We start from the raw sequence: 21920 nt of genomic DNA, 5'->3' as shown, positions 1-21920 counted from the left end.
GAATACCAGGCTCTGCGCAAGGAATACCAGGCTCTGCGCAAGGAATACCAGGCTCTGCGCAAGGAATACCAGGCTCTGCGCAAGGAATACCAGGCTCTGTGCAAGGAATACCAGGCTCTGTGTAAGGAATACCAGGCTCTGTGTAAGGAATACCAGGCTCTGTGTAAGGATGGGCTTAGTTACTATATACTGGGGTTGTACAAAAAGTCATTCACCTGTGCGGGATCTAAGAATACAGGAATCTCAAATATATACATTATTTTACTTATTTTGATTCCGGCATTCCGTTTTTCTGTAACCGGAATGAAATACTTTTAGACAACCCCACATATTATTCTAATGAGCCCTTCTGTTACCCTTCCTGCCGCTCTTTTTCCATGGTTTTATGCCAAATTCTTCGAGCTTCTCAGACTTTTTGCCGTAGTAGGAATAAATAGCGCTTGTCAGCCTTGATGATTCCTCTTTCAGGTCCTTTATCAAGTTTGTAAGCTGTTCTGTGGATTGCTGCAACTGTGCCTTTAAATCCTCCTGCTGCCTGTCTTTTTCCACGGCATCTGATACATGCTCCTCAAAATCCGGAATCGCTATTGGCAGGGAAAGCTCGTTCTCGTTCTTCTTTAATCCGGAAATCAATATTTGATATTGATTGATTATATCTGCAAAGGATCTCTTGGCCATCTTTAATCACCTCCTTTTATATACTTTTGCGAGGGTTTTTATTTTATCCTTATCTGAAAAAGATAAAGGATTATCCTCTATGAGGCAGTGTACATAAGCACGGAAGTAATTAGACTATTAGGTAAATAGTGTATCACAATAACCGGTATCTGTCAATAGCCATGCTTCTCTCCCTTGTCCTCTTTGCAACCCGATCTCTCAACTCTATCATCCTGCAAGGGAGCAATGCATCCCGGCAAACGCCATTCAGAACAACATGTGAGCCAGCCTCCCTGTCCCGGAGTAGAGGTTGTATGCGTTGTCGGGTAATAAGTTTTTATTCTCACACAATGATACAAAGATTTTGTTTTATATCTCCCTTCCATTCTCTCTTACAATTCCTTGTGACTCTGCGCCTTTGTGCGAATATTTGTAATTAATGCATACACAGAATCGCTCCTTTCTCATATGCAAAACTATAGCCACTTTTTGAGTTGTGACATTTTTAAAAAAAAATTTTTTGAAAAATGATTGATTTTTATGATTTATTAGATATACTCAACATGAAGGAACTATATACAAAAATACATGGAGGTTGGATTATGAAAAGATCTATTCTACGTCTTTTAGAATTTGGTTGGCCTGATAGAATCATAGCGAACTATTTAATGATCAAGCCCACTATTGTCAAGTATTATCGAAGAAAACATCGAATTATTAGAGATGAATATCAAGGATTTTATTAAAATTTATTAAATTAACCTCATTGAAATGTTATTACCTCAAAGATTTTACTTACTACAACCTATAGACCATAACTCCTTCATTTTCAAGTGAGAGTGTTTATAAAATGATGGAAGAAAGCTTTCCAGTATTGGTCTATTTATGTTGAGTACTCAAAAAGAGAAGAATATCTTGTAACTAACACATCAGACTAAAAGATAAATATTCCTCTGCGCCTTCAGCAGGGAGAATATTTATCTTTTAGTATACATCTTTATCAAAGTATTATTGATTTAGCAATCATAAGGTAATTATTATGGGTCTATTTTAGTAGAGATAGTGGAGGGGGGATAGCCCTTGATAGTATCTCTAGGATAGCCTGAAAATATGCGCCTAGTGGATAAAGGTATCCCTTAACATAGGATTATTTTATCAAAAAATTCTTTACAGATTGGTCAATCATCATGCTAATTCAAACAACCTGTGGAGAGATGCCAGAGTGGTCGAATGGGACGGTCTCGAAAATCGTTGAGGAGTAATTCCTCCGAGGGTTCGAATCCCTCTCTCTCCGTATTTTCCTTAAAAGTGGATGTTTGTTTGTTGACAATGCTATTGAGTATTTTTAATAAACCACATATGCTTTTTTTTATTTACAGAACAGATGATGTTAGTTCTAAATAAATTGCAGGGATTTCCTGCCATTATTATAGAATTTACCAAATGGAGAAGTGTCTGAGTGGTCGAAGGAGCACGGTTGGAAACCGTGTGTAGTGCAAGCTACCGAGGGTTCGAATCCCTCCTTCTCCGAATCATTTTACAGTTAGGATTATTGATATGCCGGGCATAGTAGCAGCAGAACTGCACCTGTAGGCATAATCTCAATTACAATGCTAATGTGCAATGTGATAGGGTAGATCAATATTTCTGATATAACAAGATTTTGGCTAAATTCATCAAAGAAAGTACATGACATATCAGGTAATTGCCAGAAAATGGCGTCCTCAAAATTTCGATGAGATTATCTTCCAGAATCATATCTCAAGAACCATAAGAAATAGCATTAAAAAGGGGAGGGTGTCTCACGCTTATCTATTCGCTGGGCCCAAGGGTGTTGGAAAAACCACAATGGCGAGGGTGCTCTCAAAGGCATTGAACTGTAATACTGGCCTGACAGATTCCCCCTGCGGCAAATGTGAAAATTGTGTAGAGATAAGGCAAGGCTCTTCCTTTGATGTTATTGAGATAGATGGGGCATCCAATAGAGGGATTGAGGATGTACGGGAGTTGAGGGAGAATGTAAATTTTGCCCCAATCAAATGTAGATACAAGATATATATTATTGATGAAGTTCACATGCTTACTAAGGAGGCCTTTAACGCTCTCTTGAAAACCCTTGAAGAGCCTCCGCGGCATGTTGTTTTTGTGTTTGCGACAACAGAGATCCATCGCATACCTGAGACAATTTTATCGCGATGCCAGAAGTATTCATTTAAAAAAATTCCCAATGAATTTATTGTGGATCACTTGAAGCGTATTGTGGAGAGTGAGGGATATAATATCCTTGAGGGAGCCCTCTATCAAATAGCCAGGGCATCAGAGGGTTCCATGCGTGATGCCCAGTCTCTAATTGATCAATTAATAGCCTTCTCTGAGGGTGAGATTGATGAGTCTGACGCATTAGCTATTCTAGGGGTGATGCCGCTCGAGAGTTATCTTAGCCTATTGAGGTATATCGGAAGCCTGGATGCAAAGCAGACAATGAGTGAGGTTGACCGTATAGTAACACTCGGGGCTGACATCAATGGGTATGTTACAGGATTTATCGATATCTTGAGAACATTGAGACTGGTAGGCTGTGGAGTCTCCGTTAAGGATATATTAGGGTTTTCTGATGACGAGATGGATCGAATAAAGGATGCTGCAAACCTATTCTGCGATGAGGAGTTGAGCGTATTGTTCAGGATAGCAAGCGAACTCATGAGTGATTTAAGGTTTTCATTTAATGAGAGGATAAGCCTGGAGATGGCCCTTCTTGATATGATCAATGTGAAGAAGGGGCCATCGATTGCGGCCATTCTAAAAAAACTTGAGGAAGCATCTAAGGGCAATGAGTCTCTTGGCGCTCCTCCATCCTCTCATGGAGAGGATAAAAAGGATAAAATGGAGACAGGATTGGATAAATCCAATTCAGTGGTTGAAAGGATAAGGGAAGTGTTTCAAGGTCAAATAATTGAAAAAGGAGATAAATGATGTTAAAGGGATTGGGAGACGTTGGTCAAATTATGAAGATGCAAAAGGAACTCAAAAAGATACAAAAGAGACTTAAAAAGATCGAGATTGAGGGCGAGAGTGATGATGGTTCTATAAGAGCGGTTGTGAGTGGGGAGTTTAAGCTGATGAATATTAAGATTGACTCAAAGCTATTTGATAATGCGGATAAAGATAGAATTGAGAAGTCCATAATGTCAGCGGTTAATTCTGCAATAGATAAGAGTAAGGGATACGCTGAAGAGGAGATGGCAAAGATTACTGGAGGAATTAACATCCCTGGCCTTAGTGATTTCTTGAAATAGATATTTTATAATAGAATATACTTATGAAAAGTCCTTCTAAATATTTAGATGAATTGATTAAGGAGTTTTCAAGGCTTCCTGGAATAGGTCCAAAGAGTGCCAGTAGACTCGCTTTTCACATTCTGAAAATCCCCTATGATGATGCGGAGAGAATATCAAGGGCTATCGTTGAGTTGAAGAGAAATATTACCTCCTGCAAGATCTGTAGCGGAATATCGGATGGGGATGTGTGTTCAATATGCTCGGATGCAAGCAGGGATGGAGATCTGATATGCGTTGTTGAGGAAGCAAAGGACATCCTAACGATCGAAAAGACAATGGAATATCGTGGGGTTTACCATGTGCTAAGGGGGGTAATATCTCCGTTAAATGGCATTGGGCCTGATGAACTGAATATAGATTCATTTTTGCATAGATGCAAGAATGGGGGGGTGCGGGAGGTCATTATAGCGACAAATCCAACCATTGAGGGGGATGCGACCAGTCTATATCTATCACAGGTGTTGAAACCAATAGGCGTTAGGGTTATGAGGATTGCTCACGGCCTTCCTGTTGGTTCTGAATTGGAGTATGCTGATAGCGCTACGATTGTCAAATCCCTTATTGGGAGGGTGGAGATATGATCATCATCTTCTGTCATGAATCCTTAGTATGATCGGTATCCCCTTTAGGTCTAATCTCTCCTGCAGCGCCTTTTGTAGAAATCTTATGACATCCCTTTTAAAGAGTTTATGATTATTCACAAATAACTTAAACTGAGGGGGTGTTGTGCTTATTTGAGTTGCATAGTATATTTTCATGGATCTACCTATTTGGGGGGTAAGCCTCATCTTCTGGATATTCTGAATAATGTCGTTAAGCTTGGAGGTCTCAATTTTCATTTTTGATTTTTCAGATAATTCCAGGGCTGTTGTCATTAGCTTGTGAATTCGGATCCTCTCCAATGCTGAGATTGACATAATGGGGAAGTCAATTGCCCTATAGTATTGATAGATTATTTTTTCCTTATACTCTTCAAAGGTTTTTGTGTCCTTATTCACAGCATCCCATTTATTTATAGAGATAATTATTGGTTTATTTGCCTTTAGTATTTCATCTGATATCTTTTTATCTGTTTCTGTCAGTCCAATGGTCGCGTCAATGAGGTGAATTACTACATCGGATCTATTTATTGAATCGATCGTGCGCCTCATTGAATAGAATTGTTCATTCCCCTTTATTCGGCTTTTTTTCTTCAAACCCGCCGTATCAATAACCCGAATCCTCTTCCCATGGAATGATATGTCCTCATCAATCGCATCTCTAGTTGTGCCTGGTATATCAGAAACTATTGCCCTTTCATATCCTAATAGTGAATTTAGTAGTGTTGATTTTCCGGAGTTTGGCCTCCCTACAATAGATATTTTTAAATCTGTATTGTCAGTGGATAACCTTTTCACAGGTAGGATATCTGTTATCTTATCAAGAAGCATATCTATATTCATCTTTTTAAGGGCGGAGATAGGGAGGATATCGGTGTAGCCCATTTCATAAAAATTTGTCATATTCTCAAGATCAGTATTTGTATCCATCTTGTTTACTGTTACAATTGTGGGAAGAGAGAGCTTCCTGATAAATCTCGAAAGATCTAGGTCAAAGGGGAATGGGGATGGATTTTCCATTAAAAAAATAATTACAGATGATCTCTTCAGATGATTTCTGGCATTTTCAATTATTGATTGAGATAGTTCAGAGGATTTATTAATATCTAAACCAGGCGTGTCTGAAATAATAAAGGAGACTGATTTGTAGTTTATGGAATAGGTGATAATATCCCTGGTTAATCCTGGTAGGGGGTCGACTATTGCCCTTCTCTCTCGTATTAGGGCATTAAACAGGGTTGATTTCCCTACGTTTTGTCTGCCTATGATTGTTGCTATGGGTAACTTCTTTGACATTTTTATAAGCTTACTTCAAGAATAGAATGATAATATTGATGTGGTCCCTGACAAGGATAGATCTCTCAAATATTGTTACTCAACATTGTTAATTACAGTCCATAGATCTCTAGGTATGAAGAGTAATTTTCGAGAAAAATCATATATAAACAATATAAAATTATATTGTTGCTATTTTACTTAACAAGTAAAATTATTGTCTATAATTATATCATTCTCTATTGTGAAATAGTTAGTATAATTTAAAAAGTACTTCATCTAGGTGGTTGATTATAATATTGCGGGGGGAAATATGTCTAAGAAGAGTTATGGTAAGTTGCTTTCCAATATGGTTAGGTATAATCCCAATGGCATTGTAGTGACCTATGGGGATAGGAACATTACCTGGAAGGAATTGGATGAAAGGGTGAATAGGTTAGGGAATGCCTTACGGGAATTGGGCATTGCAAAGGGTGATCATGCTATTATAATGTTTCATGATTGTCCCGAGTTTTTTGAGGCTAATTACGCTCTCCAAAAGATCGGGGCAATACCGATCCCAATGAATTTTAAATTTGTGGCAAGGGAGATCGAATATCAAGTAGAAAAATCCGACTCTATATTATTTATATTTGAGGATCAATATATGGAGGTTGTCGAAGAGGCATTGCCAAGATTAGGTAGTATTAAAAATTTTATCTGTATAAAAAGGGGAGAAACCAAAATATCCGATAATTTTTTAGAATATGAAGAGATGATCAGCAAACATCCCTCCACTGATCCATCAGTGGAGGTTTTTGGGGATGATATTTGCACGATCTCCTTTACTGGGGGGACAACAGGGATGCCAAAGGGGGTGGTGCTGACCTATGATAATTTTTGGAAGATGGCTGAATTTATGTTTAGCGATCTCTTAGCTAGACTGATTGCTGATCCGAGGGTTGATTTCAAGCGAATGTCTGGCGAACCAAAGTCTTTGATTGGAAAACTATTATTAAAGGTGATGAGCTTGACTATTGTAAGGTCTATGATTGGGAAGATGATTTCAAGCACAATGCCGAAAACCTTTGGAACCCCCATTGCGCCATTATTACAGAGATTGACGGGTGGTCATTCAGCATTTACCAATATGCCGCTATTTCATATGGCAAACTATGTAATGTTGATAGTAGGTCCAATCACTGGATCACCTCCCAGGTGTATACTGCGAAGTATGGCCAGTTTTGATCCGAAGGAGGCCCTAGAGATAATTGAAAGGGAGAGGCCTCATATGGTTGGTTTTGTCCCTACTCAATGGAAAATGGTGCTGGATTATCCTGAATTTGGAAAATATGATACGACCTCTGTAAAGATGGCGATGACAGGGGCCGGTATAAATCCAGCTAAACTGAAGAGGAGAATATTGGAATCCTTCCCCCATTCAATAATAATTGATGGATTTGGACAGACTGAAATGACGCCTGTAACCTCTATGAGAATTGATTCATCTGTTGATGGACTTAAGGATAGAGCTGTCGGGACGCCTCTTACAGGGGTTAATGTACAAATTATAAATGAGAATGGAGAGAAGGCGGCTCCGGGTGAGGTGGGAGAAATTTGCTATCAGAGTGACACTGTAATGAGGGAATATTATAAAGACTCAGAGGGGACTGCAAAGGTGATGGAAGGAGGGTGGTTTCATTCCGGCGATCTTGGATATTTTGATGAGGATGGTGATCTAATGATTGTTGATAGAAAAAAGGAGACCATCTCAACCGGGGGCGAGAAGGTGTATCCGCATGAGGTTGAAGAGATATTGCAGTCCCATCCGAAGGTGTTGCATTCATGTGTAATTGGTGTGCCGGATGAAACCTGGGGGAAGGCTGTCAGGGCTGTTGTTGAATTGGTTGAGGGAGAAAAGATGAATGAAAGCGAGCTGATAGATTGGTGTAGAGATAAAATGACAGGATTTAAGAAACCTAAAACAGTTGTATTTGTAGATAATATCCCTCTAAATCCGGTAGGGAAGATACGAAGGGCTGATGTTAAAGAGAAGTATGGCATGTAGTGATTATATTCTTAATATGAATAGATCAATTTAATTGGTGAGGAGAAAATATTTTAGTTGGACAGGGATTATGTTATCCCCTATTGATTATACAATAAAAAACCCGCTCAAAAGGAGCGGGTTATATATTTCTGGTATTCCCTATCAAATTAAGTATTATCTCTCTATTTTACCTCCCCAGAAGCTATGATTATATATGAAGGGGAGGGGGGTAAGTGAAATTTGTATTAACCACCAAGCAACTGCAATATAGTTCTTGTCTTCATATTTGCTTGAGCTAACATCGCAGTGCCACTCTGAACAAGGATTTGATCTTTTGTGAAATTCACCATTGTCTCAGCCATGTCAGCATCTCGGATCCTACTCTCAGATGCCTGTATGTTCTCATATGCTGTCATCAAGCCCTTTGCAGCATACTCAAGCCTGTTATAATAGGCGCCGAGATCAGCTCTCTGCTTCGCAATCTTGTGAAGAGCATCATCTACTATTCCAATTGTCCTGTTGGAATTGTCAGCAGTGCTCACATTTGCAATTATTCTTCCAGTACGCTCTGTAAGATTCAATCCCTCAGAGGTCATGGTTCCTATATACACCCTCTCCCTTTGGTGCATATTTGGCCCCATGTGAAACCACATACTTGCCCTAGGATTCACTCTGGAATATTCGCCCAATAATAGCTTAAACCTGTTGAACTCCGCCTGAGATGCGATCCTATCGATCTCATCAACCAGGGCTGATACCTCCACCTGGATAAGCTGTCTGTCTTCCTGGGCGTATATACCATTTGAAGATTGTACAGCAAGAACCCTTATCCTTTGTAAAATCCCTGCAGACTGCTGTAGATAACCCTCAGTTGTTTGAACAAAGGACATGCCATCCTCTGTATTCCTCTCAGCCTGCCTCAGACCCTGAATTTGGGTTCTCATCTTTTCTGAAACAGCTAAGCCTGATGCATCATCTCCCGCCTTGTTGATACGCATTCCAGAAGCGAGCTTCTCCATCGAGCTGTTTACATCCCAGTGCTTAAATTTCAGAACCCTGTTCGAATTTATAGCACTCATGTTATGATTGATAATCATAATAAACACTCCTTTGTTAAATTTTTGCCTGATCTCCCTATCAGGTCATTTATACCAGGTTGTAAAATTAAGGGGATACCTTTTATATTTCCCTAATCGCTATTACAGATAACCAGAAATCTGTAATATGCGGCTTAGTTTTCAAAGAACAATTCTATACGCGTTTGACCGATCAATAATATATTGCTATCTGAGTAAGGTTAGCACACCCTTTGTCTTCATGTTGGCATGTGCCAACATGGCTGTGCCGCTCTCAACCAGAACCAGGTTCTTTGATAGGTCAACCATAACCTCAGCCATATCCGCATCTCGAATCCTGCTCTCCGCTGCCTGAATGTTTTCATAGGCAGACATGAGCCCTTTGGCCGTATGCTCTAATCTGTTGTAATATGCGCCTAGGTCTGCCCTCTGTTTCGCAATGACATGAAGCGCTTCATCGAAGATGCCTATACTCCTGTTCGCGAAATCCGGTGTTGATAGGGTTATGGGTTGACCAGTGATATCCTTTATTCCTAAGGCCAATGCTGTCATTGTCTGTATATAAACCCTTTCCCTCTGATGCATGTTTGGGCCAATATGAAACCACATCGATGCGCTTCTGCTAATTCGAGAGAAATCGCCCTGCAACAGACTCATTTTATTAAACTCAGCTTGGGAGGCAATCCTGTCAACCTCGTCAACTAGCTCTGAAACCTCAATCTGTATCAATTGTCTATCATTGATAGTATAAATACCATTTGCGGACTGAACAGCAAGCACCCTCATTCTCTGAATAATTTGGGTGAGTTGATGAAGATAACCCTCAGTTGTCTGAATTAGAGACATCCCATCCTCTGTATTCCTTTCCGCTTGTCTAAGTCCAAGAATCTGTGTCCGCATCTTTTCGGAAACAGCCAGACCTGAAGCGTCATCACCGGCACGGTTGATTCTCATTCCAGAAGAGAGGGCCTCCATATTTTTATTCACACTCCAATGCTGGAACTTTAACACTCTGTGGGTATTAATAGCTGATAGGTTGTGATTGATAATCATTCCGATTCCTCCATGAATCTATAACCCTTGATTGGCCTCCATGCCAACCATGAATGATGGTAAATCTTACTCTAAAAGAATCGGTTAAAGGCAGGTTCAAATTGAAGGTGCTGTAGGGCGATTATTAGTGAATATATGTGTTTATTGTAATATATGGCACATATGCATCTATATAGAACCATTTTTTAATATTTGTGTATTGTTCTCCCTTATCTTTATTTCGGTATATTAAAATTTTCCATTAGAATTTTTTTATTTTTATTGACTAATAATTAATATTGCCTAAACCTTTAATGATTATTCTTCAGTACTTACAGAAGTTAACATACAATGTATAGTTTTTATTTGTATATTATGAGGGCTAGGGTGATAACACTTTTATTGCAATATCGGATAATAAAAACTTGACAAATTCAATATGATCCCTTTATCATAATTTGACTATATTATTTATAACAGATAAAAACATATTGTCATACTTACTATACTAATGGATAAATATGGGTTTAAATCCTTTTAAGGACTCAAATCTCGACGATCTCCAAAATAATGTTAGCGGATTTCTAAGAGATCACTTCGGTGATTTATATTATCGAATTAAAGAGAGCATTAGTTTATGTGTAAACAAGGGGAGGGAGCGCATAACGATAATGCTTATCCCCCATTCAGAAAAAAAAATAGGTAGTTTCCATATCAGAATCTACACAATACTCCTGCTAATCTGTATCATCATAACCACAATAACCATTACATCAGTAATTGTAATCAACCATGCATCTACCATAAAAGGTGTAAGTAAGCTAAAAATGTATGGGAAGAACTCAAAGATTCAAATTGAAAAATATAAGGAAGAGATAAATAAGCTCTACACCCAGTTTCAGAGATTTAAACCTGAAATAACATATCTATATTCACTCACACATGCAAAGGACGCGAACTCTCTCTGGGCTAAAGGTTCAGGCGGTGTAGTGAAAGCGGTCGATGTGGCAGGGCAGGGGGTGGTTCCTCCTATGGAGATATTGAATGTCGAAGAGATGGAACAGGAGTTGAAGACCATAAATATTGTGCTGGATAAGATAAAAAGCTTTATGGATAGGCAGAAAAAAATAATCGAAAATACGCCTTCAATCTGGCCTGTGGAAGGATATATAATACAGAAATATGGAATGGGTTCATCCCCCTATTCGACTAATGCGCACTTCAAAAAAGGACTAGAAATTGCGACATTCCCCGGCTCTGAGATAATGGCAACAGCTCCGGGCAAGGTGGAGAGCATAAGATGGAACTCAAAACATGGGCTTAGCATTTCAATAAAGCATAAATATGGGTATACCACTCATTATTCACACTGTCAAAGGATCACAGTTTCAGCTGATCAAAAGGTATCAAAGGGAGATGTTATAGGTTATACCGGTAAAACAGGAAAAGCAAAAAGGCATTTATGTTTTTATCAGATCAAGATTGGGACTGTATTCGTTAATCCCCTTCCTTACTTGAATAAACTAGCCAGATGATTTAGTGGATGGGCTTTAGTCTGCGCCTATATTTTAGCGCATCGGAATTTTGAAAAAATACACTGAGGTGATTTTTCAAAATTGACTTTATTTAGCGCCAAAATAATCCATGGATGGTTTATCTTATTCTTCCTCGCTCCTCTTGGTAATGAGTAATTCATCAGGCACCTCTTCTATACTTTCACCTATCTGAATAGCAATTCTATTGCCAATGAGACCAGGCCGGCATTTATACTTTTTCCTGCCTCCAATCCTTAAAGTCATATCCGAGTTGATCTTTGCATCAGGAAATTTAATTACATCCCCAACATTAAGCTCCAATACCTCCATCATGGTAACCTCAACTTCCCCTATCTCAGCAACAATTTGAAGTTCCACTGTCTCTAATCTGTTCTGTATAATTAAGGCATTCTCATCGGTTGCGCCTTTCCTGATGCTTGAATACCAATATTGGGCTGAAAGCTTTGAGATTATCGGTTCAATTGTGATATAGGGAATACAGAGATTTGTCATTCCCTCTACCTCTCCAACCTTGGTCTCCAGTGTAATCAGTACAACCATGTCGTTGGGGGGAACGATTTGAGCAAATTGGGGATTAGTCTCTACATTTCCCAGTCTTGGCCTGAGATCGATCACATTTGACCATGCCTCTCGAAGATTGCCCAGGATTCGTACAATTATACCCTCCATTACAGAAAGCTCAATATCAGTCAATTCCCTGCTGATTCTGGCTGATTCTCCAGTCCCTCCAAAGAGTTTATCAATAATAGTAAAGGTGATTGATGGATCTATCTCAAGCACTGCGGAACCCTTAAGAGGATCCATGTTAATTACAGCGATTGTAGTGGGATTAGGAATGGATCTTATAAATTCTTCGTATGTCAACTGATCAACAGAGGCCACATGAACGCTTACAAGAGCCCTCAACTGGGCTGAAAGGGCTGTTGTTGTTAAACGGGCAAAGGTCTCATGCATCATCTGTAACGTTCTGATCTGATCCTTGGAAAACTTATCAGGACGTCTAAAATCATATATCTTAACCTTCTTCTGCTCCTTTGTGGCGGAGTAGTCCGTTGTGTCCATCTCCCCAGTGGATATGGCAGTCAATAGGGCATCTATTTCATCCTGCGAAAGTATCTCTGTCATGATCTCTTTCCCCTTCTAACGGTTGCTTCAACATCTGTTATTAACCAGAAATTATCATATCTCTCTAAAACGTATTTATATTTATAGGTAAATGGAATTATAGGTCCAAATCTGATTACTTCGACATCAACATGAGCAATATTTTGATCCTCAAAAACTGACTCTTCAATTATTTTAAAATTAAGAATATGGTCTACTCTATCCCTTTTTAAAAACTTAATAAAATTATCTATAATATTCAATCTTTTTTTTTCATCTGCCTCATTGTAAACCCTAACATAATCAGAAAAGGCATTTATATAGCTTTCGACCTTTATATATTTAAAATAATTATCCCAATCCCTCTTCTTTTCTGCTGTCAGAGCAAGCAAAATTATTTCTGATGCTGATATCTTACGGTCAATCTCCTTTATTCTGATCTCTTTTTTAATTCCTAAGGATTTCAAGATTCTAAAGGTCAATATATTTTCACTGGGAATAGCATCAAATCTCTTCAGATCAGAAAAGAGATATCCCTTCACGCGATACTCCATTTCAGGTATCAGATTATAAACATCTTTTAGGTTTATAGAATGGGATATTATCTCCTTTGGGGAAAGCTCAATAACCCTTGGTTTTATGTCTCGTATTACATCTTCAATATTTTTATTCATCAATCGATATGGCACAATGATTTCAGCCTCTCTTCCATTCATGTCATATACAATTACCTGAAATGTTGTATGCAGAATATCATAAACAGTAAGAGATGCATTTGTTGTGGAGCTGTTTTTTATACATATATTAAGAATTGGAATCTCATTAAAATCATAAGTGAGCCTGTCCATATGCAGAAAAACCCTTAACCCAGTTTTATGATCGTTTTTTGGGGAGGCTAAAAGAGGTTGAAATGAATTAAAAGTTATCAGGAATAGGAGCATTCCCCTTAACAAAGCTATTCTTTTGCATACATTGAAATTAAAGTCTTTCATAATTAGAATTGATTGAATGTGTCCTGCACAATTTTACTGGTTATTAGCAGTAAAATTGTAGAAGCCTCATAGCGATAATTTCTTTAATATCTCAATTTCAGTTTTATTGAATATGAGCATTTGATATTCATTTAGCTGTTTAGCTAATTCCTTGCTAACATAATTTATCTTTCTGCAAAAGGGATTATTCTCATATCTATCTAACCACATAATTATTGCTGTCTTATCGAAGTCCCAAATAATGGCCCCCTGACTATCCTTAACAGTTTCACCTGTTGGCTGCCCATATTTTTCCTCAATTTTTTTTCTTACATCCACCATCGTCAAATAGGGGAACTGTATTGATACATAGAATAGAATTGCCTCAAGTGATGATTCCACTGGTTTAGTCGTCTCCTTTTCACTCTTTTCCTCTTCCGGTGATGATATAGAAGTATCCATAAAAAAGAAGCCATATCGATACTCAATCTCTTCATCTCTTGTAATAATTACTTTTTTATCATCATGATATACTATTTTCCCAATCACCCTTTCTTTTGCATCACTAAACCTTGCCCCCCATTTTACATCGCCATATCCACTCACATCCTTCATATTCATCCTGACATTATCTTTTTTATTACTAACTTGTGAAAAAATTGAAGAATTAATTACTGTTAGTAATATTGTAAGAGTAATAAATGATTTTTTCATATTATACACCTTGGTTTGCAAATGGATTAGGATTATATAGGTTACCTGCAGGTAGCAGGAAATAGTATCTTCATATCCAACAGCACCTCTCTGATGTGAAGCAATGACCTAACAGGGTTGTGGGCTATGACTATTAGTATACTATAGCTATTATCGGTTGAAAATGGATTAACCAAAAACTAAATTATTTGTATCTTACTTCATTTACAGCCAGTAAGAGTTTTGTTACAAATTGCATGATAGAGAAAAAATCATTTTTGTCTCTTTCTTTAGGTGTGATGTTATGCTGAATTATTCATAATATATTCTTCGATAAATTTGCCAATATTTTCAATGTCATTTCTTTGAAAAATAGGTAGTTCTGTTTCAATGGTTTGATCCGTCACTATTGCTGCAATATTTTCTACTCCTGATATATAGAGAGGCTTTTCTTCAGAATTTCCAATTACCTCAATCTTAAATATATTTCCCTCTCTAAATCCCTCAATAATAACAAGATCAGAATCATTTAGATAATTATGAGCAAGGTCCAAGGGCGTACTATTGTCATCAATTTTTGAGACAATTGCGAACATCATATCATTAGTAATGAGACTTGAAAAGGCGCCTGCCTCTTTATATCTAAAGGTATCCTTCCCCTCATAATCAATATCAAATTCATGTTTCATGTGCTTGATGATTGATAGTTTTTTCCCCTTCATGTTAAAATAATGAATAAGCTTTTCTATTAGAGTGGTTTTACCAGAATTTGATCTTCCAACTATTGCTATTATTGAAGGCATGTTCCCATAATCCTAATTGACCTATTTTTTTCTAATGGTTTCACTATTTGATTGCAATAAATTTATGATAAACTGAATTGCTGTCAAGAATTAACGATGTAAAATAGAATGACTCATTGAATTAGAGGGAGTAAATTATATTATATAAATGATAGAAGGGATTATTATATTGAAATTGACAGAATAGATTAAGTATAGTAAATTGAGACATCCTTTCCTTACTTCAATATTGCCTACACTTCATAAACATACAGAAGAGGGTGCGTCATTGTATACTAAACATCTATGAAGGTTAAACTATCTGGATAATCCGATGAAAAAGCAGACCAAAACAGGAACTGATAAGAAATCACCAGCAAAAAAAGTTAGCGGAATACCCAAAAGGGAAAAGGGTACGCATAATAGACAAAAGGACGAATTAATAAAACATCTAAAAATTATGATTAAGGATCTTAACGAGGAGGGATTGAAATTCTTGATTCAACAAGCAGAGATAATTTTGCATAATATGCAGGTTAAAAAGCAGGTTAAGAAGCTTCAAAATAAAGAATATATCAAGGATGAAGCAAAAAAAGGCCCAGTATCAACTAAATTGACCATCGAAGTGAAGGAGGGTGAAGACAATAGCTATTTTGTAATAGTGATTAATAAAGCCAGAAATTTTTTTGCTTTGGATGAGATGAGGAAGTTAGTGAAGATTTGTCATCTCTCTAAAGATAAAAAGGATGCCTCACGAAGATTGCATAATTGGTTATCTAAGAACAGAAAGGATGTTTTAATAGATACGGACATAAGAGGAACTGCTGATCCCGCCCTTGACACCATTTATAATTTTTTAAAGAGTAATTACACGCTCAAGGGAGATGAATAGTATCATAATTCTCCAAGATTTAATTTTTCTTTCATTGAGTATGTTGCATCTAAGGGTTATATAATTCAGAAGCCGCAATCGAGACTATGATATAAAATCTAGGCTCATACCTATACAACTGAGCTGTACAGTCGCTTTCAATAATTATGAAAGAACGGATACAATGTTTACAAAGAGTCAGCAAAGATGTGATTCAGGACTGCTGCCTTGAGAATGGTGCTATAGTAGCTGCAAATTCTACTAAACCCTATTATTCAAAGGATGTTAAGAACTACTTCTATGTCTGGCCCAGGGATGCCCTATTTGCCTGTATCGCTGGTGAGGTGGCAGGTATAGGAGGTATTCAAGAAAAATTTTTCGACTGGTTATTGATGAGAGCTGAGGGTTGGGAAGAGACTGGCCTATTCTATGAAAAGTATTATCCTAATGGCTTACAGGCATTGAAGCGATTCCAACCCGATCAAACAGGATCAATCTTATATGCGCTTTGGCATTATTATAGGGATGATCCAGCCAAAGCGGATAGGCATAAGGACTTAGTCCTTCATTCAGCGGAAGGATTGTGCAGATTTTGGGATCAGGATCATTTTTCGATAATAACCAATGACCTCTGGGAGGAGAGAATGACCTTCCCGGATATGAAAGAGAATTTTTCCTATTCTCTCGGCGCATGTATTCGTGGATTGCTATCAGCTGACCAACTCTATCCTGATCAGCGATATGTGGATGTGGCAAGGGAGATGAGGGGAGTCCTTTTCAGGAATTCAGAGGAAAGGGGGTATTTCTGCAGGTCCTTTGGCGTGCTGAATGATGAAAGAATTGACGCAAGCGCCTTGGGGCTAATCTGGCCCTTTGATATAGTCGATGTTAAAGATCCTCTAGCACAAGAGACTATTAGACTTATTGAGAAGGGATTGGTGAGGGATTTTGGTGTACATAGATATGAACAGGATGAGTATGATGGCTGGATGTATCAAACCTTGCATAGAAATAAGGGGGCAGGATTCTGGCCCATACTCAATTTCTGGATGTGTATTGTGCAGAGTAAGAATGGCAATAGGGACAAGGCTTTACAATACTATAAAAAAGTGGTGAATTCTACATATAATGAATTTATTCCAGAACAGATATTTGACAATGACATTCAACAATCAATATCTCCACTGTGTTGGAGCCATTCAATGTTCATCCTCGCTTCAAGGGAACTTGATTTCATATAGGTCTCAAATAAAAATTATGCTTCAATCATTGTTGTTTCTCTTTACATAATACATCATGGCTGAGATGCCTAACAAATAGGAGTTATATCCAAATCCGGATATTTGTCCTATACATACCGGGGCAATGAGGGACCTTTTTCTGAATTCCTCTCTTGCGTGGATGTTGGACAGATGGACCTCTATTGTTGGAATTTTGACGGCTTTAATAACATCCCTTATCGCAACCGAAGTGTGGGTGTAAGCAGCTGGATTTATGACAATCCCATCTGAATCGATATTCCTTTGAATATAATTTAGGATCTCCCCTTCGCTATTTGACTGGAAGGTCTCAATTCCGATCCTATTATCCCTGCCAAAATCTTCAATCATCTTATTTATTTCATTAAGGGTACAATCGCCATAGATATCTGTCTCTCTACTCCCCAGCATGTTAAGATTAGGACCATGAATTACCAATAATCTCATCTTCATTGTTCACTCCAATATCACAATTATATTTAAAATCCTTCTCATATGAGTAGAGAAATGGGAATTGGAATATAATAGCAGGGATTGTAATATACCTTGAAATCAATTTAATGATGTTAGTTTATTTGGAATAACCGTAATATTCAAAGAGATTTTCCGCTTGTGTCTTCCACATCATATTCTCAGAGCTTCTTAGAATATCCTTGAGTATTTTTTTTGAGTCAGCCATATTACCCCTCTCTTTCAAGATAATAGAGAGATATATCTTTGCCTGTACTAAAAATTTACTGTCTTGATTTGTAGGATTTTTTTCCTTTATTATTCTATTGAAGTAACCAACCGCACGCTCAGTATTCTTTTGCTGAAAAAGGCTGATTATTCCAAGATAAAAGAGTGACTCTTCAGTATATTCATTTTTAACTTGGGCCAATTTATAGAAAAAATAGTATGAACTCTTGTATTTATTCTGATCAAAGTATATCTTCCCGGATAGATAATTGATATATGAATTATTACCCTTATATTTTTTTAAGTACCAGGAGTATTTTTTAAATTCTTTTAAGTTATTCTTATTGAAATAATATAATAGGTTCTCCTTTATTGCCATCTCGCCATATTCTGTTTTAGTCAATTTTTTAAGATGTGTCTTGGTAAGCGAAATAGCCTTCTTGTTATTCCCTGCTCTGAAGTTGGCCACTATTAACATTGCATTTTTTCTATTCACTATCTTTTGGTTTTTTATCTCAGTCAATTGTTGAATGGCATCAGATAGTCTATTTTGAATGATATATATCTCAGCAATCTCCACTTTTGCAAGGTCGGTATATTCAGAGGTGGGACTCTCAATTATAATCCTTGAGAAGTATCCTATTGAGATGTCAATTTCATCTTCCTCAAGATAATATTTTCCAAAAGCGTATAGTGATTCTGCATATGCATCCTTATCCCCTTGGAGTAATTCTGATGCCTCCTTTGCTGATTTTATATCCCCAACCTTAAGAGAGATTTTAGTAATAATAAGAAGATCCCCTATAGAATAATCCCTTATATTCCAATTGTACATTACATTGTATGCCTCCTCAAATTGGCCGATCTGATAATGGCTCCTCCCAACCCAAAGAGAAATTTGTTTTGATGTATAATCATCCATTCTTGGTATATCCTCTTTCTCTAGAACTGAGATAATCTCTTTATATCTTCTCATCTTATAGAGTGAAATTATTCTATAGAGAAATACTGAAGCTGCGTTCTCTCTTCCCTTTACTGATAGATATTTTCTGTAAAACCACTCCGCTTTTTTGAATTCCTTTTTTACAAAGGCTTCATCGCCCCATGTTAGATATACTGTGCCAGCGCTAGCAGATTTTGGATAATTCTTGATTATTAATCTAAAATATTTCCCAGCTTTAAGTCCCCTTTTCTTCAATGCCTTGCCATATTTTAATAGGACTGTATCAACTCCCTCTTGTTTGATATAACGCTTAATTACTATTTTCATTATTTTTTTAGCATTTTTATAATCATCCCCAATCAAGTAGAGTTCGAGGAGTTGAACATTAGCTTCATATTTTTTTTGAGAGTTTTTAAGACTCAAATATTTTTTTAATAGATCGATTGCCCTTCCAGTTTGTTTATTCCTATTATAAGCAAGGGCTAGATAATAGTATGATTCATCTATATACCTTGAAAAGGGATTTATCTCCTTGATCTTTTCGAATCCTCTAATAGCCTTGTCCATATCTCCCTCATCAAGATACACCATGGAGAGAAAGAAATGGGCATGATCAATGTCTCTATCATAAGGATAATCCTTGATTAAAAGTTCCAGTGTCTTTTTTGCATCTTTATACCTCTTAACATCAATGTAACTCTTTCCTAATAGAAATAATACCTCCTTTCTGTTATCAGGGTTGTTTATTGATATAGCCTCCTCTAGATAGGCTATGGTCTTCTTGGGATTTCGTTTTAAATATATTTTACTCAATATTATTAATGCTCTACCCCTTATCTCCTCTTTGTCTGCAAATTGTTTCACCTCCTCTAATTGATCAATCGCCTCACTCTCCTCCCCCTCATTTATATATATATTACCCAACTCATATTTTGCATCATAATACCAAACTGAATCCTTCCCAACTGTGATAAATGAATTGAAATAGAGCTTAGCGTCATTAAGATTGTTCTGAGCGATAGCGGATATTGCTTTGTAATAATTAATATCGTAAAAGGGTTTCTCGCTCAATAATGAATCATTAACGCCATTAAAGATTGTCATTGCCTCAGCATGATTACCCTTTAGCTGATAGGATCTCCCAAGAATCAACCTAGCGCGGGCCGATATCCTTATATCCACTTTGTATAGAATAAACTGCCTTAATAAATTTATGGCGCCATTATAATTTTGATTAAGAAACAGCGCCTCAGCTATATTTAAGGTTCGTATCTCATTTTGATCCTTTTCGCTGCTTCGCTTGAGTGCCCTCTCCCACTCAATAATTGCCTCATCATATCTCTTTTGGATAAAATAGACCTGCCCAATCCTGTCATAGGCAAAGGCTATTAATGATTTATTTTTACTCTGAGAGATAAATCGTTTATATTCCTCAATAGATTTGATATATTCTTGAAGAAAGAAATGAGCTTCAGCAATCCAGTATCTTGCTTCAGGACATAGATTTGATGTTGTACAAATTGATAGAAATCTGTTGAACTCAAAGATTGCGGATTTGTACTTTTTTTGATGAAATATTGAAAGAGACAGATTAAACCAGGCCCTATCTTTATACTCTTCATTGTCTGATTCGATTATCTTCCTGAAAAGAAGCTCTGAAGAGCGGAAATTGCCTGAGTTTAATGCTTCCATCCCCTGCTCATAGAGAGCTTTAGAGTCAAGCGACAATAACAGAGTCTCTTCTGAAATTGCCAGCAGGAATGTAATGATAAGGTATAGTAAAATTCTCATAATCTTTTTTTTAGATAAATTCTTACATGATCAAGGGCGTATTGTGAAGAAAAAAATCTTACTCTATCTCTATCAGATCCTATGTCTAATTTTAAAGATTCTATACCCTCTGGGGTAGCAAAACCAAAACATACTGTGCCCACCTGCTTCCCTTCGCTGCCTCCCCCTGGCCCGGCCACCCCTGTAACGGAGAGGCCAATACTTGAATTGAAGTTATCCCTGATCCCTTTTGCCATTTCCTTTGCCACCTCCTCGCTTACGGCTCCGAACTGATTTATAGACTCTGCTGATACATCGAGTTGCTTAATTTTGGAACTATTGCTATATGTTATCATCCCGCCCATGAAAACATCCGAGGCCCCTGGAATATCCGTTATTCTCTTTGAGATTAGTCCTCCGGTACAGGACTCAGCAGTTGATATTGTCATCCCCCTTTCCCTTAAAAGGTCGATTAATTCCATCTCTAGATTTGTTGATTTCTGAGAAAGCAATCGGTCTCCAAAAACCCTCCTAGACTCCTGCAAAATCTCGTCTTTGGACAGATTATAACCACTCTTCAGGACAAAGGTCACAGTATTCATGCCCCAATCAGTGGTAATACCCCAATCAATTTTATTAAAATCTATATTCAATTCCTTAATCTTCTCATTTACATCCGCTTCTCTCATCAAGACTGTCCTTATCACAATAGACAATTTTTCTCCGATGCTGTATTTCTTTAACAGAAAGGGAAGAACCCTATTCTCAAACATATTCTTCATCTCAGTCGGTACGCCAGGCATGGCTATAATTATCTTTTTATCCACTGAGTAACAAAAACCCGCTGCTAATCCAACATCATTATCAAAGATATGGGCGCCCTCTGGCACTGTAATCTGCTTTAGATCATTCTTCATCACTGTTCTGCCTACTGAATTGAAAAAAAATTCCATTCTCTGCTTCCCAGCCTCATAAATTGTTGTGTTAAAGTTAAATATACTCTTCAGCGCCTCAAGGGTATAATCATCATCCGTAGGACCCAATCCGCCAGTAATGATTGCAATATCAGCCTTCTTCTGAGCCTCTCCCAATGCATATCGCAATTCCTCTATCTCATCCCCAACAGTAATGTGCAAAACCACCTTGAAATCCCTTTGGAATAACATCCCAGATAGATAAAAGCAGTTAGATTCGTGAACACTGCCATAGATTAACTCATTTCCAGTGGAGATAATTGCAACTCTCTTCATTTAGAAATTCCTTAATATTAATCCTAATCAGCACCAG

General features: G+C 37.5%; 21 protein-coding genes and 2 tRNA genes. 11 read left to right on the top strand and 12 right to left on the bottom strand.

Annotation, left to right across the window (positions count from 1 at the left end):
• On the top strand, window positions 1–318 hold a 318-nt coding region (locus SVZ03_08705), incomplete at its 5' end, for a hypothetical protein (protein ID MDY6934285.1).
• A gap of 18 nt (window positions 319–336) precedes the next feature.
• Here SVZ03_08705 and SVZ03_08700 read toward each other — a convergent pair.
• Together SVZ03_08700 and SVZ03_08695 are read right to left on the bottom strand one after the other, a co-directional pair.
• The gene (locus tag SVZ03_08700; GenBank protein ID MDY6934284.1) at window positions 337–678 is read right to left on the bottom strand and encodes a hypothetical protein; all 342 of its coding nucleotides are present in this window, start codon (window positions 676–678) and stop codon (window positions 337–339) included.
• 152 nt (window positions 679–830) lie between these two features.
• Window positions 831–1043: a hypothetical protein gene (locus tag SVZ03_08695; GenBank protein MDY6934283.1), complete on the bottom strand. Its 213-nt coding sequence runs from the start codon at window positions 1041–1043 to the stop codon at window positions 831–833.
• 216 nt (window positions 1044–1259) lie between these two features.
• Here SVZ03_08695 and SVZ03_08690 point away from each other — a divergent pair, with 216 nt between their 5' ends.
• The 6 genes from SVZ03_08690 (at window position 1260) to recR (ending at window position 4576) form a co-directional block, all read left to right on the top strand.
• Window positions 1260–1403, top strand: coding sequence for a hypothetical protein (locus SVZ03_08690; protein MDY6934282.1), 144 nt, complete (start codon window positions 1260–1262; stop codon window positions 1401–1403).
• 462 nt (window positions 1404–1865) lie between these two features.
• Window positions 1866–1951: transfer RNA gene (locus tag SVZ03_08685), tRNA-Ser, on the top strand.
• A 151-nt stretch (window positions 1952–2102) separates the two neighbouring features.
• A tRNA-Ser gene (locus SVZ03_08680) sits at window positions 2103–2187 on the top strand.
• 159 nt (window positions 2188–2346) lie between these two features.
• Complete coding sequence (gene dnaX, locus SVZ03_08675) at window positions 2347–3630, top strand: DNA polymerase III subunit gamma/tau (GenBank protein ID MDY6934281.1); 1284 nt, start codon at window positions 2347–2349, stop codon at window positions 3628–3630.
• The gene (locus SVZ03_08670; GenBank protein MDY6934280.1) at window positions 3627–3953 is read left to right on the top strand and encodes a YbaB/EbfC family nucleoid-associated protein; all 327 of its coding nucleotides are present in this window, start codon (window positions 3627–3629) and stop codon (window positions 3951–3953) included. The genes dnaX and SVZ03_08670 overlap by 4 nt, the downstream gene beginning before the upstream one ends.
• A gap of 23 nt (window positions 3954–3976) precedes the next feature.
• Complete coding sequence (gene recR, locus SVZ03_08665) at window positions 3977–4576, top strand: recombination mediator RecR (GenBank protein MDY6934279.1); 600 nt, start codon at window positions 3977–3979, stop codon at window positions 4574–4576.
• A 3-nt stretch (window positions 4577–4579) separates the two neighbouring features.
• Here the strand turns inward: recR and der are convergent, their stop codons facing one another.
• The gene (gene der, locus SVZ03_08660; GenBank protein MDY6934278.1) at window positions 4580–5890 is read right to left on the bottom strand and encodes a ribosome biogenesis GTPase Der; all 1311 of its coding nucleotides are present in this window, start codon (window positions 5888–5890) and stop codon (window positions 4580–4582) included.
• Between the two features lie 292 nt (window positions 5891–6182).
• On the opposite strand from der, the gene SVZ03_08655 reads away from it, so the two are divergent.
• On the top strand, window positions 6183–7916 hold the full coding sequence (locus tag SVZ03_08655; protein ID MDY6934277.1) for a class I adenylate-forming enzyme family protein: 1734 nt from the start codon (window positions 6183–6185) through the stop codon (window positions 7914–7916).
• 227 nt (window positions 7917–8143) lie between these two features.
• On the opposite strand, the gene SVZ03_08650 is transcribed toward SVZ03_08655, so the two are convergent.
• Together SVZ03_08650 and SVZ03_08645 are read right to left on the bottom strand one after the other, a co-directional pair.
• Window positions 8144–8995 carry a flagellin gene (locus SVZ03_08650; protein MDY6934276.1) on the bottom strand — a complete coding sequence of 284 codons (852 nt, stop codon included), beginning with the start codon at window positions 8993–8995 and terminating at the stop codon, window positions 8144–8146.
• 186 nt (window positions 8996–9181) lie between these two features.
• On the bottom strand, window positions 9182–10027 hold the full coding sequence (locus SVZ03_08645; GenBank protein ID MDY6934275.1) for a flagellin: 846 nt from the start codon (window positions 10025–10027) through the stop codon (window positions 9182–9184).
• Window positions 10028–10527: 500 nt separating this feature from the next.
• On the opposite strand from SVZ03_08645, the gene SVZ03_08640 reads away from it, so the two are divergent.
• Window positions 10528–11541, top strand: a complete 1014-nt coding sequence (locus SVZ03_08640) for a peptidoglycan DD-metalloendopeptidase family protein (protein MDY6934274.1) — start codon at window positions 10528–10530, stop codon at window positions 11539–11541.
• A 123-nt stretch (window positions 11542–11664) separates the two neighbouring features.
• Here the strand turns inward: SVZ03_08640 and fliM are convergent, their stop codons facing one another.
• The 4 genes from fliM to mobB form a co-directional block, all read right to left on the bottom strand.
• Window positions 11665–12687: a flagellar motor switch protein FliM gene (gene fliM / locus SVZ03_08635; GenBank protein ID MDY6934273.1), complete on the bottom strand. Its 1023-nt coding sequence runs from the start codon at window positions 12685–12687 to the stop codon at window positions 11665–11667.
• Window positions 12684–13658 carry a hypothetical protein gene (locus SVZ03_08630; protein ID MDY6934272.1) on the bottom strand — a complete coding sequence of 325 codons (975 nt, stop codon included), beginning with the start codon at window positions 13656–13658 and terminating at the stop codon, window positions 12684–12686. Before SVZ03_08630 ends, fliM begins: the two co-directional genes overlap by 4 nt.
• A gap of 66 nt (window positions 13659–13724) precedes the next feature.
• Window positions 13725–14351: a hypothetical protein gene (locus SVZ03_08625; GenBank protein ID MDY6934271.1), complete on the bottom strand. Its 627-nt coding sequence runs from the start codon at window positions 14349–14351 to the stop codon at window positions 13725–13727.
• Between the two features lie 281 nt (window positions 14352–14632).
• Entirely contained in the window at window positions 14633–15133 is a 501-nt protein-coding gene (gene mobB, locus SVZ03_08620; protein MDY6934270.1) for a molybdopterin-guanine dinucleotide biosynthesis protein B, read from the bottom strand.
• A gap of 313 nt (window positions 15134–15446) precedes the next feature.
• Between mobB and SVZ03_08615 the strand changes: the two genes are divergently transcribed.
• The gene (locus SVZ03_08615; GenBank protein MDY6934269.1) at window positions 15447–16004 is read left to right on the top strand and encodes a hypothetical protein; all 558 of its coding nucleotides are present in this window, start codon (window positions 15447–15449) and stop codon (window positions 16002–16004) included.
• Window positions 16005–16150: 146 nt separating this feature from the next.
• Complete coding sequence (locus tag SVZ03_08610; GenBank protein ID MDY6934268.1) at window positions 16151–17224, top strand: hypothetical protein; 1074 nt, start codon at window positions 16151–16153, stop codon at window positions 17222–17224.
• Window positions 17225–17245: 21 nt separating this feature from the next.
• Here the strand turns inward: SVZ03_08610 and aroQ are convergent, their stop codons facing one another.
• The 3 genes from aroQ to SVZ03_08595 all read right to left on the bottom strand — a co-directional run bounded on the left by aroQ (window position 17246) and on the right by SVZ03_08595 (window position 21883).
• Window positions 17246–17689: a type II 3-dehydroquinate dehydratase gene (gene aroQ, locus SVZ03_08605; protein MDY6934267.1), complete on the bottom strand. Its 444-nt coding sequence runs from the start codon at window positions 17687–17689 to the stop codon at window positions 17246–17248.
• A 124-nt stretch (window positions 17690–17813) separates the two neighbouring features.
• Window positions 17814–20654 carry a tetratricopeptide repeat protein gene (locus SVZ03_08600; protein MDY6934266.1) on the bottom strand — a complete coding sequence of 947 codons (2841 nt, stop codon included), beginning with the start codon at window positions 20652–20654 and terminating at the stop codon, window positions 17814–17816.
• Window positions 20651–21883: a CinA family nicotinamide mononucleotide deamidase-related protein gene (locus SVZ03_08595; protein ID MDY6934265.1), complete on the bottom strand. Its 1233-nt coding sequence runs from the start codon at window positions 21881–21883 to the stop codon at window positions 20651–20653. The genes SVZ03_08600 and SVZ03_08595 overlap by 4 nt, the downstream gene beginning before the upstream one ends.
• Between the last annotated feature and the right edge of the window lie 37 nt (window positions 21884–21920).

This window comes from Spirochaetota bacterium (genome assembly GCA_034190085.1).
GTDB lineage: Bacteria > Spirochaetota > UBA4802 > UBA4802 > JAFGDQ01 > JAXHTS01.
The sequence above is the reverse complement of the archived record's forward strand: the minus strand, read 5'-3'. Positions and strand labels throughout refer to the sequence as shown.

Excerpts from the sequence above, each read along its gene's own strand:
- SVZ03_08700 (MDY6934284.1), bottom strand. The coding sequence starts at position 678 with ATGGCCAAGAGATCCTTTGCAGATATAATCAATCAATATCAAATATTG.
- SVZ03_08695 (MDY6934283.1), bottom strand. The coding sequence starts at position 1,043 with ATGGAAGGGAGATATAAAACAAAATCTTTGTATCATTGTGTGAGAATA.
- SVZ03_08690 (MDY6934282.1), top strand. The coding sequence starts at position 1,260 with ATGAAAAGATCTATTCTACGTCTTTTAGAATTTGGTTGGCCTGATAGA.
- dnaX (MDY6934281.1), top strand. The coding sequence starts at position 2,347 with ATGACATATCAGGTAATTGCCAGAAAATGGCGTCCTCAAAATTTCGAT.
- SVZ03_08670 (MDY6934280.1), top strand. The coding sequence starts at position 3,627 with ATGATGTTAAAGGGATTGGGAGACGTTGGTCAAATTATGAAGATGCAA.
- recR (MDY6934279.1), top strand. The coding sequence starts at position 3,977 with ATGAAAAGTCCTTCTAAATATTTAGATGAATTGATTAAGGAGTTTTCA.
- der (MDY6934278.1), bottom strand. The coding sequence starts at position 5,890 with ATGTCAAAGAAGTTACCCATAGCAACAATCATAGGCAGACAAAACGTA.
- SVZ03_08655 (MDY6934277.1), top strand. The coding sequence starts at position 6,183 with ATGTCTAAGAAGAGTTATGGTAAGTTGCTTTCCAATATGGTTAGGTAT.
- SVZ03_08650 (MDY6934276.1), bottom strand. The coding sequence starts at position 8,995 with ATGATTATCAATCATAACATGAGTGCTATAAATTCGAACAGGGTTCTG.
- SVZ03_08645 (MDY6934275.1), bottom strand. The coding sequence starts at position 10,027 with ATGATTATCAATCACAACCTATCAGCTATTAATACCCACAGAGTGTTA.
- SVZ03_08640 (MDY6934274.1), top strand. The coding sequence starts at position 10,528 with ATGGGTTTAAATCCTTTTAAGGACTCAAATCTCGACGATCTCCAAAAT.
- fliM (MDY6934273.1), bottom strand. The coding sequence starts at position 12,687 with ATGACAGAGATACTTTCGCAGGATGAAATAGATGCCCTATTGACTGCC.
- SVZ03_08630 (MDY6934272.1), bottom strand. The coding sequence starts at position 13,658 with ATGAAAGACTTTAATTTCAATGTATGCAAAAGAATAGCTTTGTTAAGG.
- SVZ03_08625 (MDY6934271.1), bottom strand. The coding sequence starts at position 14,351 with ATGAAAAAATCATTTATTACTCTTACAATATTACTAACAGTAATTAAT.
- mobB (MDY6934270.1), bottom strand. The coding sequence starts at position 15,133 with ATGCCTTCAATAATAGCAATAGTTGGAAGATCAAATTCTGGTAAAACC.
- SVZ03_08615 (MDY6934269.1), top strand. The coding sequence starts at position 15,447 with ATGAAAAAGCAGACCAAAACAGGAACTGATAAGAAATCACCAGCAAAA.
- SVZ03_08610 (MDY6934268.1), top strand. The coding sequence starts at position 16,151 with ATGAAAGAACGGATACAATGTTTACAAAGAGTCAGCAAAGATGTGATT.
- aroQ (MDY6934267.1), bottom strand. The coding sequence starts at position 17,689 with ATGAGATTATTGGTAATTCATGGTCCTAATCTTAACATGCTGGGGAGT.
- SVZ03_08600 (MDY6934266.1), bottom strand. The coding sequence starts at position 20,654 with ATGAGAATTTTACTATACCTTATCATTACATTCCTGCTGGCAATTTCA.
- SVZ03_08595 (MDY6934265.1), bottom strand. The coding sequence starts at position 21,883 with ATGAAGAGAGTTGCAATTATCTCCACTGGAAATGAGTTAATCTATGGC.